This is a genomic window from Pluralibacter gergoviae ATCC 33028 = NBRC 105706, assembly GCF_001598855.1.
GTDB classification, from domain to species: Bacteria; Pseudomonadota; Gammaproteobacteria; order Enterobacterales; family Enterobacteriaceae; genus Pluralibacter; species Pluralibacter gergoviae.
Genome location: NZ_BCZS01000007.1, coordinates 28,363 through 40,981, shown reverse-complemented (window position 1 = coordinate 40,981; position 12,619 = coordinate 28,363). Strand labels below are relative to the sequence as shown.

12 protein-coding genes are annotated in these 12,619 nt (G+C 60.8%); 7 read left to right on the top strand and 5 right to left on the bottom strand.

All coding sequences use genetic code 11. The features are described from left to right. Positions 1–138 precede the first annotated feature (138 nt). The 3 genes from ENGE1_RS09225 to ENGE1_RS09215 all read left to right on the top strand — a co-directional run bounded on the left by ENGE1_RS09225 (position 139) and on the right by ENGE1_RS09215 (position 4,617). Complete coding sequence (locus ENGE1_RS09225; RefSeq protein WP_043081964.1) at positions 139–879, top strand: 1-acylglycerol-3-phosphate O-acyltransferase; 741 nt, start codon at positions 139–141, stop codon at positions 877–879. Between the two features lie 48 nt (positions 880–927). Continuing rightward, positions 928–2,340: a cell division protein FtsP gene (ftsP, locus tag ENGE1_RS09220; protein ID WP_043081965.1), complete on the top strand. Its 1,413-nt coding sequence runs from the start codon at positions 928–930 to the stop codon at positions 2,338–2,340. 111 nt (positions 2,341–2,451) lie between these two features. Then, a complete protein-coding gene (locus ENGE1_RS09215) occupies positions 2,452–4,617 on the top strand; it encodes a YgiQ family radical SAM protein (RefSeq protein ID WP_048253439.1) in 2,166 nt (721 codons plus the stop codon). Positions 4,618–4,714: 97 nt separating this feature from the next. Here ENGE1_RS09215 and dkgA read toward each other — a convergent pair whose 3' ends face one another. Both dkgA and yqhD read right to left on the bottom strand, forming a co-directional pair. Next, a complete protein-coding gene (gene dkgA, locus ENGE1_RS09210; protein WP_048253438.1) occupies positions 4,715–5,542 on the bottom strand; it encodes a 2,5-didehydrogluconate reductase DkgA in 828 nt (275 codons plus the stop codon). A 110-nt stretch (positions 5,543–5,652) separates the two neighbouring features. Continuing rightward, positions 5,653–6,816, bottom strand: coding sequence for an alcohol dehydrogenase (yqhD, locus tag ENGE1_RS09205; RefSeq protein WP_048253437.1), 1,164 nt, complete (start codon positions 6,814–6,816; stop codon positions 5,653–5,655). 42 nt (positions 6,817–6,858) lie between these two features. Between yqhD and ENGE1_RS28400 the strand changes: the two genes are divergently transcribed. Both ENGE1_RS28400 and ENGE1_RS09200 read left to right on the top strand, forming a co-directional pair. Continuing rightward, positions 6,859–7,005, top strand: a complete 147-nt coding sequence (locus tag ENGE1_RS28400; RefSeq protein ID WP_098938801.1) for a hypothetical protein — start codon at positions 6,859–6,861, stop codon at positions 7,003–7,005. Further along, a complete protein-coding gene (locus tag ENGE1_RS09200) occupies positions 7,002–7,901 on the top strand; it encodes an AraC family transcriptional regulator (protein WP_043081971.1) in 900 nt (299 codons plus the stop codon). Before ENGE1_RS28400 ends, ENGE1_RS09200 begins: the two co-directional genes overlap by 4 nt. A gap of 22 nt (positions 7,902–7,923) precedes the next feature. Here ENGE1_RS09200 and yghB read toward each other — a convergent pair whose 3' ends face one another. Beyond that, positions 7,924–8,586 (bottom strand): DedA family general envelope maintenance protein YghB, encoded by a 663-nt coding sequence (gene yghB / locus ENGE1_RS09195; RefSeq protein WP_043081972.1) that lies wholly within the window; start codon positions 8,584–8,586, stop codon positions 7,924–7,926. Between the two features lie 326 nt (positions 8,587–8,912). After that, positions 8,913–10,109, bottom strand: coding sequence for a cystathionine beta-lyase (gene metC, locus ENGE1_RS09190; protein WP_043081973.1), 1,197 nt, complete (start codon positions 10,107–10,109; stop codon positions 8,913–8,915). A gap of 190 nt (positions 10,110–10,299) precedes the next feature. On the opposite strand from metC, the gene exbB reads away from it, so the two are divergent. After that, positions 10,300–11,031 carry a tol-pal system-associated acyl-CoA thioesterase gene (exbB, locus tag ENGE1_RS09185; RefSeq protein WP_043081975.1) on the top strand — a complete coding sequence of 244 codons (732 nt, stop codon included), beginning with the start codon at positions 10,300–10,302 and terminating at the stop codon, positions 11,029–11,031. Between the two features lie 6 nt (positions 11,032–11,037). After that, entirely contained in the window at positions 11,038–11,463 is a 426-nt protein-coding gene (exbD, locus tag ENGE1_RS09180) for a TonB system transport protein ExbD (RefSeq protein ID WP_043081976.1), read from the top strand. A 77-nt stretch (positions 11,464–11,540) separates the two neighbouring features. Here the strand turns inward: exbD and mgrA are convergent, their stop codons facing one another. Beyond that, on the bottom strand, positions 11,541–12,581 hold the full coding sequence (gene mgrA, locus ENGE1_RS09175; protein ID WP_048253436.1) for an L-glyceraldehyde 3-phosphate reductase: 1,041 nt from the start codon (positions 12,579–12,581) through the stop codon (positions 11,541–11,543). Between the last annotated feature and the right edge of the window lie 38 nt (positions 12,582–12,619).

The following is a 12,619-nucleotide window of genomic DNA, read 5'->3' as shown; positions in this document are numbered from 1 at the left end:
GTCGGGGGCGTATAAAATTTGCGGTAAAACCGTTGTTAATTCGTGCGCTGCGATTAACAATAGCGTTTTCAGGGACCTGCCAGTCAGAGTGTCTCCGCCGGTATATAACACGAAACGGCTTGAGACTCAGAGGTTGTTATGTTATTGATTTTACGTGCAATTATTGTTGTTATCTACTGCATTATCGTATGCATTCTGGGTAGCATCTATTGCCTGTTCAGCCCGCGTAATCCGAAGCACGTCGCCACCTTTGGCCATATGTTTGGCCGACTGGCGCCCGTTTTTGGTCTGAAGGTCGAAAAGCGCCTGCCCGCGGGCTACGAGCAGTTCGGCAATGCTATCTATATTGCGAATCACCAGAACAACTATGACATGGTGACCGCCTCCAATATCGTGCTGCCCCCTACCGTGACCGTCGGCAAAAAGAGCCTGGCGTGGCTACCGTTTTTCGGCCAGCTCTACTGGCTGACCGGCAATCTGCTGATTGACCGTAACAATCGCGCCAAGGCCCACAGCACCATCGCGGAAGTGGTCAATGCCTTTAAGAAACGCAAAATCTCCTTCTGGATGTTCCCGGAAGGTACCCGCAGCCGCGGGCGCGGCCTGCTGCCGTTTAAAACCGGCGCCTTCCACGCGGCCATTGCCGCCGGCGTGCCGATTATTCCGGTGTGCGTCTCTAACACCTCGAACAAGATTAACCTCAACAGGCTGGATAACGGTCTGGTGATCGTCGAGATGCTGCCGCCGGTCGATACCAGCGCGTGGAGCAAAGACAAGGTGCGTGAGCTTGCTGCCTACTGCCGCGAAATGATGATCGCGAAAATTGACGAGCTGGACCAGGAAGTGGCCCGGCGCGAAGCGGCAAAAAAACAAAAATAAGCATTCGGGAAGACCTTCCCGCGTTGGTGTTGTCACTCTGGAGTTAATATGTCACTCAGTCGGCGTCAGTTTATTCAGGCATCAGGGCTTGCACTTTGTGCGGGCTCCGTGCCGCTGAGGGCAAATGCCGCGGGCCAGCAGCCCGCGCTGCCGGTGCCGCCTCTGCTGGAGTCCCGCCGCGGACAGCCGCTGTTTATGACGCTGCAGCGCGCCCACTGGTCATTCACGCCGGGCACCCGCGCGCCGGTGTGGGGCGTCAACGGCCGCTACCTCGGGCCGACCATCCGCGTCTGGAACGGCGACGACGTTAAGCTTATCTACAGCAACCGGCTCACGGACAACGTGGCCATGACTATCCGAGGGCTGCAGGTGCCGGGGCCGCTGATGGGCGGCGCGGCGCGAATGATGTCGCCGAGCGCCGACTGGGCGCCGGTGCTGCCTATCCGCCAGCGCGCGGCCACCCTCTGGTATCAGGCCAATACCCCCAACCATATGGCGCAGCAGGTCTACAACGGCCTGGCGGGCATGTGGCTGGTAGAGGATGAAGTCAGTAAGTCCTTACCTATTCCTAACCACTACGGCGTGGACGACTTCCCGGTGATCATCCAGGACAAGCGGCTGGATAACTTCGGCGCGCCGGAGTACAGCGAACCGGGCAGCGGCGGCTTCGTCGGCGATACGCTGCTGGTCAACGGCGCCCAGAGCCCCTACGTGGAAGTTTCGCGCGGCTGGGTGCGCCTGCGCCTGCTCAACGCCTCTAACGCCCGCCGCTACCAGCTGCAGATGAGCGACGGCCGCCCGCTGCACGTGATTTCCGGCGACCAGGGCTTTCTGCCGGCGCCGGTGTCGGTCAGGCAGCTGTCGCTGGCCCCCGGCGAGCGCCGCGAGATCCTCGTCGACATGACCAACGGCGACGAAGTGTCGATCACCTGCGGCGAAGCGGCGAGCATCGTGGATCGCATTCGCGGCTTCTTTGAGCCTTCCAGCATCCTGATCTCCACGCTGGTGCTGACCCTGCGCCCCACCGGCCTGCTGCCGCTGGTCACCGACAGCCTGCCGATGCGCCTGCTGCCCACCGAAATGGTGGCCGGGTCTCCCATCCGCAACCGCGACTTTACTCTCGGCGACGATCCGGGCATCAACGGCCACCTGTGGGATCCGCAGCGCATCGACGTCACCGCCCAGCAGGGCAGCTGGGAGCGCTGGACGCTGCGCGCCGACTCGCCGCAGTCGTTCCACATCGAAGGGGTGATGTTCCAGATAACCAACGTTAACGGCGCCATGCCGTTCCCGGAAGACCGGGGCTGGAAAGATACCGTCTGGGTCGACGGCCAGGTCGAACTGCTGGTCTACTTCGGCCAGCCGTCGTGGCCGCACTTCCCGTTCCAGTTCGCCAGCCAGACCCTGGAGCTGGCGGACCGCGGCTCCATCGGACAAATTCTGGTGAATCCGGCGCCGTAGCGCGCCCCTGCCGGGCTGCCCGCCGCAGCCCAAATAATCCCTTCATTTTGTGCTGATAAGGCGTATAATCCCCGCCTTTTGCAGCCTTTTTAACCATCTCCCGGACGTCCTATGCGCGCAACATCCCTGATCCAGCCCGATCGCGACCTCTTTTCCTGGCCCCAGTACTGGGCGGCCTGCTTTGGCCCGGCGCCGTTTTTACCCATGTCGAGGGAGGAGATGGACCAGCTCGGCTGGGACAGCTGCGATATTATCCTGGTCACCGGGGATGCCTACGTCGATCATCCGAGTTTCGGGATGGCGATCTGCGGCCGCATGCTGGAGGCGCAGGGCTTCCGGGTCGGCATCATTGCCCAGCCGGACTGGAACAGCAAAGCGGACTTCATGCGCCTCGGCAAGCCGAACCTGTTCTTCGGCGTTACCGCCGGCAATATGGACTCGATGATCAACCGCTACACCGCCGACCGCCGGCTGCGCCACGACGATGCCTATACGCCGGACAACGTCGCGGGCAAGCGTCCCGACAGGGCGACGCTGGTCTACACCCAGCGCTGCAAAGAGGCGTGGAAAGAGGTGCCGGTGATCCTCGGCGGCATCGAGGCCAGCCTGCGCCGCACCGCGCACTACGACTACTGGTCCGATACCGTGCGCCGCTCGGTGCTGGTGGATGCCAAGGCGGACATGCTGATTTTCGGCAACGGCGAGCGCCCGCTGGTGGAAGTGGCCCACCGCCTGGCGATGGGCGAGCCGGTGGCCGATATTCGCGACGTGCGCAATACGGCGATTATCGTCAAGGAGGCGCTGCCGGGCTGGAGCGGCGTGGACTCCCGCAGCATCGACAGGCCGGGCAGGATAGACCCGATCCCGCATCCCTACGGCGACGATCTGGCCTGCATGCAGAATAAAAAGCCGCAGTCCGATGAGCCGGAGGCGAAGCCTGTCACCGTCCAGCCGCCGAAGCCGAAGCCGTGGGAGAAAACCTACGTTCTGCTGCCCTCTTTTGAGAAGGTGAAGGCCGATAAGGTGATGTACGCCCACGCCTCGCGCATTCTTCACCACGAAACTAACCCCGGCTGCGCCCGGGCGCTGATGCAGAAGCAGGGCGACCGCTACGTGTGGATCAATCCGCCGGCGATCCCGCTCTCAACCGAAGAGATGGACAGCGTTTTCGCCCTGCCGTATCAGCGGGTGCCGCATCCGGCTTATGGCAAAAGCCGCATCCCGGCCTACGAGATGATCCGCTTCTCGGTGAACATCATGCGCGGCTGCTTTGGCGGCTGCGCCTTCTGCTCGATCACCGAGCACGAGGGGCGCATTATCCAGAGCCGTTCGCAAGAGTCGATCATCAACGAGATCGAGGCCATTCGCGACAGCGTGCCCGGCTTTACCGGCATTATCTCCGATCTCGGCGGGCCTACCGCCAACATGTACATGCTGCGCTGCACCTCGCCGCGCGCCGAGCAGACCTGCCGCCGGCTCTCCTGCGTCTATCCGGAGATCTGCCCGCACATGGACACCAACCATCAGCCGACTATCGATCTCTACCGCCGCGCCCGCGATCTTAAGGGCGTGAAGAAGATCCTCATCGCCTCCGGGGTGCGCTACGATCTGGCGGTGGCCGATCCGCGCTACATTAAAGAGCTGGCGACCCACCACGTCGGCGGCTACCTGAAGATTGCCCCGGAGCATACGGAGGAGGGGCCGCTGTCGAAAATGCTTAAGCCGGGCATGGGCAGCTACCACCGCTTTAAAGAGCTGTTCGATACCTACTCGAAGCAGGCGGGCAAAGAGCAGTATCTGATCCCCTATTTTATCTCTGCGCACCCGGGCACCACCGATGAGGATATGGTCAACCTGGCGCTGTGGCTCAAGCGCCACCGCTTCCGACTCGACCAGGTGCAGAACTTCTACCCGTCGCCGCTGGCCAACTCCACCACCATGTATTACACCGGCAAGAATCCGCTCAATAAGGTGAACTACAAGAGCGAGGATGTGGCGGTGCCGAAGGGCGACCGCCAGCGCCGGCTGCACAAGGCGCTGCTGCGCTACCACGATCCGGCCAACTGGCCGCTGATCCGCCAGGCGCTGGAAAATATGGGTAAAAAGCACCTGATTGGCGGACGCCGCGACTGCCTGGTGCCCGCCCCGACTGTCGAGGAGATGCGCGAGGCCCGCCGCCAGGGCCGCCGCGCGCAGCCCGCGCTGACCAAACATACGCCGGCCGCGCACCAGAGGCGTCCGGCGAGACCTGCGGGCAAACGCCCGACGAAGGCGTAAAAAAGCCCGGCATTTGCCGCCGGGCCTGTATTCAATGGTTTTGCAGGCCGTGCAAGCGTAGCGCCGCCCGGCAAGATATCGGCGCTAACGCCAGAACTCAGCCGCCAAACTGGTCCGGATCCGGCCCAAGGCGCTTGCCCTGGTCCAGCTTCGCGATCTCCGCCAGCTCCTCTTTGTCGAGGCGGAAATCCCAGACGTCAAAGTTTTCGGCGATGCGCGACGGCGTGACCGATTTCGGGATCACCACCAGGCCGCTGTCGAGGTGCCAGCGAATGACCACCTGCGCCGGGGTTTTGCCATATTTGTCCGCCAGCCTGCGGATAATGGCCTGATCGAAGACGCCTTCGCCGCCCTGCGCCAGCGGGCTCCAGGATTCGGTCTGGATCTTGTGGTTGGCGTTCCAGACCTGCATCTGACGCTGCTGCATCAGCGGGTGCAGCTCAATCTGGTTGATGACCGGCGTCACGCCCGTCTCGTCAATCAGGCGCTGCAGGTGCGGCGCCTGGAAATTACACACCCCGATGCTTTTCACCAGCCCCTGCTCGCGCAGTTTGATCAGGCCCTGCCAGGCCTCAACGTAGCGGTCCAGCGCGGGATCCGGCCAGTGGATCAGGTAGAGATCGAGGTAGTCGAGCTTAAGCTTGTCCAGGCTCTCCTGCAGGGCTTCCGCCGGGCGGCGCTGGTCGTCGTTCCACAGTTTCGTGGTCACGAATAGCTCATCGCGGGGGACGCTGGCGGTCTGAATCGCTTTACCTACGCCCTCTTCATTCTTATACATTGTGGCGGTATCGATCGCGCGATAGCCCACTTCCAGCGCCTTGTGAATGGCGTTCACAACGTCCTCGTTGCCTGCTTTCCACACGCCGAGACCCAGTTGCGGCATTACGTTGCCGTCGTGGAGCTTGATTACGGTTGGATGTGTCATGCGTTCCTCCTTAAGGTGAAAATTCACCGGGGCCGCTTACTCTCCCCGGTGAAGTCGTAGCATTAAGTCTGGTCGAAAACCGCAAAAACGAAAGGGAATGCAGAAAAACCTTAGCGGGCGGCTTCGTAAATGCGGCGGCTGACGTCGAGAGTAATATCCTGATTTTCACCCAGTTTTGTCATGCCGTGTTCTTCCAGCTTGTCGACCAGCGCCGGGATGCTGCTGCCGTCGAGGCCGTAGTCCGACAGGCGGGTCGGCACGCCCATGCTTTCGAAGAAGCGGCGGGTGGCGGCAATGGCGGCGTCGATGCGCTGGTCATCCGTGCCGTCGGTAATGTTCCACACCCGGGCCGCGTACTGCAGCAGCTTGGCGCGCTTGGCGTCGCGCTTTTCGTTCCACAGGGAGGGCAGAACAATCGCCAGCGTCTGGGCGTGATCGAGGCCGTGCATTGCCGTCAGCTCGTGGCCCAGCATGTGGGTCGCCCAGTCCTGCGGCACGCCGGCGCCAATCAGGCCGTTGAGCGCCTGGGTCGCGGCCCACATCACGTTGGCGCGCACGTCATAGTTTTCCGGCTCCGCCAGCGCTTTCGGACCCTCTTCAATCAGGGTCAGCAGGATGCCCTCGGCGAAGCGGTCCTGAATTTGGGCATTGACCGGGTAGGTCACGTACTGTTCAACGGTGTGAACAAAGGCATCGACTACGCCGTTGGCGGTCTGGCGCGGCGGCAGCGTGTAGGTATAGACCGGATCGAGTACGGCAAACTGCGGCTGTACATGCGGACTTCTGAATGCCTGCTTGTCGCCGGTGGTTTTACGCGAGATAACGGCGCCATTATTGGATTCAGAGCCGGTCGCCGGCAGGGTCAGCACTGAACCCATCGGGATAGCGCTGGCTATCTTCTCGCCATAAGTCTGTAAAATCTCCCACGGATCGACGCCGTCAGCGTAGTGCGCGGCGGCGGCAATAAACTTGGTGCCGTCCAGCACCGAACCGCCGCCGACCGCCAGCAGGAAAGTAACCTGCTGTTCGCGGGCAATCTTCACCGCGTTCATCAGGGTTTCATAGGAAGGGTTCGGCTCAATTCCGCCAAACTCCAGCACTTCAAGACCGCTCAGGGCGCTCAGCGTCCGATCCAGCACGCCGGTTTTCTTCACGCTGCCGCCGCCGTAGGTGACCAGCACGCGGGCGTCGTCAGGGATCTGCGCGCGCAAATCGGCGATGGCGTCTTTACCAAACAGGATCCGGGTAGGAGTGTGCAGATTAAAATTAAACATGGCTTGCTCTCTCTGTAACGGAGGCGGCCGGAGGGCTGCCTGATGCTGAATATTGTGATCATCATCGCTATTTCGCTCAATGCACATTCCTGTTTTAGTCTTGCCTATTTCTCCACGCCGCTGGAGAAAATGCATCGGCGAAGGCACAATGCGGTCGTTGAAATTTTCTCCCGTGAGGATCTGCGATGAGCCGAGAAGCCATTTGCCAGTTGTTATCTGAAAAGATTAACACGCTGATAAATAAAGAAGATAATCTGAGTAGACTGCTGCCGGATATCACGCTGCTCTACGACACGCAGCCCTGGCCGCGCATGCCGGTGATGTATCAGCCGGGCGTTATATTCCTCTTTTCCGGCCATAAAATTGGTTACATCAATGCGCGGACGTTCCGCTATGACGCCAACGAATACCTGCTGCTGACGGTGCCGCTGCCGTTTGAGTGTCAGACCTTCGCGACCGAGTCCGTGCCGCTTGCGGGCATGCGGCTGAACATCGACGTGCTTCAGCTCCAGGAGCTGCTGATGGATATCGGCGAGGACCGCCAGTTTCAGACGCCGGCAGCGGCGAGCGGCATCAACTCCTCGCCGCTCACGGATGAGATCCTCTGCGCCGCCGAGCGGCTGCTGGACGTGATGACGCGCCCGCTGGACGCGCGCATTCTCGGTAAGCAGATCGTGCGGGAAATCCTCTATTACGTACTGACCGGGCCGCAGGGCGGGGCGCTGACGGCGCTGGTCAGCCGCCAGACCCACTTCAGCCTGATAAGCCGGGTGCTAAAGCAGATTGAGAGCCACTATACCGAAAACCTCAGCGTTGACCGGCTGGCGGCGGAGGCCAACATGAGCGTGTCGGCGTTCCACCACAACTTCAAGGCCGTGACCAGCACTTCGCCGCTGCAGTACCTCAAGTCCTACCGCCTGCACAAGGCGCGGCTGCTGATGGTCCACGACGGCCTGAACGCCAGCACCGCGGCGATGCGGGTGGGCTATGAAAGCGCCTCGCAGTTCAGTCGGGAGTTTAAGCGCTATTTTGGCACTACGCCGGGAGAGGATGCGGCGCGTATTCGGGGCATTCCCGGCGTGTAGCCGGGAACGGTGCGGTGCGCCGTCAGGCGGCGCTGCAGTATTTCTTTTTGATGACCACGAACACCGCGCCGAACAGGCCGCAGACCAGCAGAAAGATGGGCAGGATCATCAGAAAGGTCATCACCTGGTCTTCGTGGCGCTTGACGAACGGGATCATGCTGAGCATATAGCCGAAGCCGGTTACCACGCCAACCCACAGCACGGCGCTCAGCCAGTTGAAGAACTGGAAGCGGCGGTTCGAGAGCCCGGAGATCCCGGCCATGGTCGGCAGCAGCGTGCGGACGAAGGCGAGAAAGCGGCCCGCCAGCAGGGCCAGCAGCCCGTGGCGATCGAACATGCAGGTGGCGCGCTCGTGGTACTTCACCGGCAGCTGCGCCAGCCAGCCTTTCACGATGCGGGTATTGCCGAGCCAGCGTCCCTGAATATAGCTCAGCCAGCAGCCGAGGCTCGCCGCGGCGGTCAGCACCGCCATCGTCGGGATGAAGTCCATGACATCTTTTGCAATCAGCGCGCCGGCAAGCAGCAGAAGGCTGTCGCCCGGCAGAAACGAAGCCGGCAGCAGCCCGTTTTCTAAAAACAGCGTCGCAAACATGACCAGATAAACAACGCCCACCACGTGGGGATTCGCCAGCGCGGTGAAATCATGTTGCCAGAGCGCGGCGACAATCTCTTGAATAACAACCATGGACTTTCCTGTGGGACTATACACGTCATCCTTCAAGCTGCCTCTGCGTTGGCTGCGCTCGTTCACCCCGGTCACTTACTTGAGTAAGCACCTGGGATTAATGAGAGACTCCTGTCACTCACCTGCCGCCTTGATGCAACTTGAATGATTTTGTGTATACATTCTATTTCTGGTTATACGCGTCATCGCGCAAACCGCCTGCTGCGGTACGTGCGAATTTGCCGACAGTATACTCCTCAATCGCCCGAAACATCTTGATCCCGGGCGCATCTCATACAGACGATTGTAACCGCATTTGTCCGTACTGGTGTCCATTGGCAGCCACTTTACACGATACGTTCAAAGCCTGCAGATAAATCCTGGATAAGATCGTCAACATTCTCTAAACCAACGTGCAGACGGATCAGCGTACCGTCGAAATCGACCTTGCCTTCGGGACGAATCGCTGCTAGCTGCTCCGGCTGGTTGGGCAGGATCAGCGACTCAAAGCCGCCCCAGGAGTAGGCCATGCTGAACAGCGTGAAATTGTCGAGATAGGCCGCCAGCTCGGCGTCGTTCAGCCGCTTCTTCAGCACAAAAGAAAAAAGGCCGCTGCTGCCGGTAAAGTCGCGCTTCCAGAACTCATGCCCCCTGCTGCCGGGCAGCGCCGGGTGGTTAACCCGCTCAACCTGCGGATGCTGCGCCAGCCATTCGGCAATTTTGATACTGCTTTCATGGTGCTGACGCAGGCGCACGCCCAGCGTGCGCAGGCCGCGGCTGGTCATGTAGGCGGTGTCCGCATCCACCATCTGGCCCATCAGATAGGCATTCTCGCGCAGCCGATCCCAGCAGCGGGCGTTGGCGACCGCCGTGCCTATCATGCCGTCGGAGTGGCCGATGAGGTACTTGGTGGCGGCCTGAATCGAGATATCAATGCCGAAGTCCAGCGCCTTAAACAGTACCCCGGCGGCCCAGGTGTTATCGATGATGATGATCGCCTCCGGGGCGACGCTGCGCACCGCGCTGACGATGGCCGGGACATCGTGCACTTCCATGGTGATAGAGCCCGGGGATTCCAGAAACACGACGCGGGTATTGGGCTGAACGCGGCTTGCTATCTCTGCGCCGATCAGCGGATCGAACCAGCCGGTGGTGACGCCGAGCCTGGCGAGGATTTTGGTACAGAAATCCTGGCTCGGCTCATAGGCCGTGTTGGTCATCAGGACATGGTCCCCCTGCTCAACAAAGGCGAGTATCGTATTGGCGACGGCGGCCGCGCCGCAGGGGAACAGCGCGCAGCCGGCGCCGCCTTCCAGTTCGCACATTGCCTCCTGCAGCGAGAAGTGGGTCAGGGTCCCCCGGCGACCGTAAAACAGCTCGCCCTTCGCGCGGTTGCGCGTCGCGTGCTTTTTAGCTTCGACGGTGTCAAAAACCAGCGATGAGGCGCGCTGGATCACGCTGTTCACCGAACCCTGGGTGTATCGTTTGCTGCGCCCGGCGTGGACCAGCGCGGTTTCCTGATGATGGAGTGGCTTGTCGGACATGTTCGCTCTGCCTTTTTTATACGTCTGGACGTCTAAACTAGCACGATTGCGAGCGTCTGTATCGGTCGCGGTCCGATATAGAATAAAATTTTACGGCTGGGGAAATAGTAATGAGAACCACTATCAATTCGACGTCGTTTTGATATCATTACGCTCAGTTTTTTTGTGATTCAGATCCTGGAGAGACACAGTGGGTAATGATTTGATGCAGACGGACCTCTCCGTTTGGGGCATGTACCATCATGCAGACATCGTTGTTAAAGTGGTGATGATTGGTCTGGTTCTGGCCTCGATCGTTACCTGGGCAATCTTCTTTAGCAAGAGCACCGAGCTGCTGGCGCACAAGCGCCGCCTCAAGCGCGAGCAGAAGCAGCTCAGCGACGTGCGCTCCCTCGATCGGGCGAGCGAAGTGGCCTCCACGTTTGAGGCCAAAAGCCTGAGCGCGATGCTGATTAATGAAGCGCAGAATGAGCTGGAGCTTTCCGAAGGTTCCGAAGACCGCGAAGGCATTAAAGAGCGCACCGGCTTTCGCCTGGAGCGCCGCGTTGCCGCCGTTGGCCGCTATATGGGCCGCGGTAACGGCTTCCTGGCGACTATCGGCGCCATCTCGCCGTTCGTCGGTCTGTTCGGCACCGTCTGGGGCATCATGAACAGCTTTATCAGCATTGCCCAGACCCAGACCACCAACCTTGCCGTTGTGGCCCCCGGCATTGCCGAAGCCCTGCTGGCGACCGGTATCGGCCTGTTTGCCGCGATCCCGGCGGTCGTTATCTACAACGTCTTTGCCCGCATGATTGCCAGCTACAAGGCGATGCTCGGCGATGTCGCCGCGCAGGTCCTGCTGCTGCAGAGCCGCGATCTTGATCTTAACGCCAGCAGCGCCTCCCCGGTACACGCGACGCAAAAACTGCGAGTGGGGTGACAGCACATGGCAATGCGCATGAACGAAAACATGGAAGATGGCGATGAGATGCACGAAATCAACGTGACGCCGTTTATCGACGTCATGCTGGTTCTGCTGATTATCTTCATGGTCGCCGCCCCGCTGGCCACCGTGGACGTCAAAGTCAACCTGCCTGCGGCCTCCAGCCAGCCGCAGCCGCGCCCGGAAAAGCCGGTTTACCTGAGCGTTAAAGCCGATGACACCATGTTTATCGGTAACGATCCGGTCACCGAGGAGACGATGATTAGCGCGCTCAACGCGCTCACCGAGGGTAAAAAGGACACCACTATCTTTTTCCGCGCCGACAAGACCGTGAACTACGAAACCATGATGAAAGTGATGGATACGCTGCATCAGGCGGGCTATCTCAAGATAGGTCTGGTGGCGGAAGAGCGGGCCGGGGCGAAGTAACCGGGGGCGCTGCAGAGCGCCGCTGCCGTCTTCCGGCTGATATAAAGCGAATCAGGCCCCCGTCGGGGGCCTGAGTGTTATTTATCCGACGAGGCCTGCCACAGATTCAGCCCGCCGTCGGCGATGTGCTGGTCAATCTGCGCCAGCTCCTGCGCGCTGAACTGCAGGTTATCCAGCGCCCTGACGTTCTCTTCCACCTGCTCGGGACGGCTGGCGCCAATCAGCACGGAGGTGACGCGATTGTCCTTCAGCAGCCAGCTCAGGGCCATTTGCGCCATGCTCTGCCCGCGTTTTTCCGCCATCGCCTGCAGCAGCCGCAGACTGCTGAGGTTACTCTCCGTCAGCATATTCTCCGTCAGGCCGCGCGCCTTTTTCCCCTCGGTCTGCATTCGCGAGCCATCCGGAATGCCGTTGAGGTATTTGCCGGTCAGCAGGCCCTGGGCCAGCGGCGTGAAGGCGATACAGCCGGTGCCGCTCTCCTGCAGGGCGTCCAGCAGCCCGGTTTTATCCACCCAGCGGTTGAGCAGGTTGTAGGAGGGCTGATGGATCAGCAGCGGGATCTTCCACTCGCGCAGCAGCGCGGCCATGGTGCGGGTGCGTTCCGTGGAGTAGGACGAGATCCCGACGTACAGCGCCTTGCCGCTCTGCACCGCGTGGGCAAGCGCGGCGGCGGTCTCTTCCATCGGCGTGTTTTCATCTACCCGGTGGGAGTAGAAGATATCCACATAGTCGAGCCCCATGCGCCGCAGGCTCTGATCGAGGCTCGCCAGCAGATATTTACGCGAGCCGCCCGCGCCGTAGGGGCCGGGCCACATATCGTAGCCCGCTTTGGTTGAGATAATCAGCTCATCGCGGTACGCGGCGAAGTCGCTTTTCAGCAGGTGGCCAAAGTTCTCTTCCGCGCTGCCCGGCGGCGGGCCGTAGTTGTTGGCGAGGTCGAAATGGGTAATACCGGCATCAAAGGCGGTGCGCAGCAGGGCGCGCTGGGACTCCAGCGGCTGTACGTGGCCGAAGCTGTGCCACAGCCCCAGCGAGAGCGCGGGTAGCTGAAGGCCGCTGCTGCCGCAGTAGCGGTACTGCATGCGGGAATAGCGATCGGGACTGGCAGACCAGGACATGAACTCCCCTTCTTGGTTGTTTTAAAACGTCATTTCTA

Bases quoted from the DNA above. Each gene is read 5' to 3' on its own strand.
- ENGE1_RS09225 (WP_043081964.1), top strand. From the start codon at position 139: ATGTTATTGATTTTACGTGCAATTATTGTTGTTATCTACTGCATTATC.
- ftsP (WP_043081965.1), top strand. From the start codon at position 928: ATGTCACTCAGTCGGCGTCAGTTTATTCAGGCATCAGGGCTTGCACTT.
- ENGE1_RS09215 (WP_048253439.1), top strand. From the start codon at position 2,452: ATGCGCGCAACATCCCTGATCCAGCCCGATCGCGACCTCTTTTCCTGG.
- dkgA (WP_048253438.1), bottom strand. From the start codon at position 5,542: ATGACACATCCAACCGTAATCAAGCTCCACGACGGCAACGTAATGCCG.
- yqhD (WP_048253437.1), bottom strand. From the start codon at position 6,816: ATGTTTAATTTTAATCTGCACACTCCTACCCGGATCCTGTTTGGTAAA.
- ENGE1_RS28400 (WP_098938801.1), top strand. From the start codon at position 6,859: ATGCTGAATATTGTGATCATCATCGCTATTTCGCTCAATGCACATTCC.
- ENGE1_RS09200 (WP_043081971.1), top strand. From the start codon at position 7,002: ATGAGCCGAGAAGCCATTTGCCAGTTGTTATCTGAAAAGATTAACACG.
- yghB (WP_043081972.1), bottom strand. From the start codon at position 8,586: ATGGTTGTTATTCAAGAGATTGTCGCCGCGCTCTGGCAACATGATTTC.
- metC (WP_043081973.1), bottom strand. From the start codon at position 10,109: ATGTCCGACAAGCCACTCCATCATCAGGAAACCGCGCTGGTCCACGCC.
- exbD (WP_043081976.1), top strand. From the start codon at position 11,038: ATGGCAATGCGCATGAACGAAAACATGGAAGATGGCGATGAGATGCAC.
- mgrA (WP_048253436.1), bottom strand. From the start codon at position 12,581: ATGTCCTGGTCTGCCAGTCCCGATCGCTATTCCCGCATGCAGTACCGC.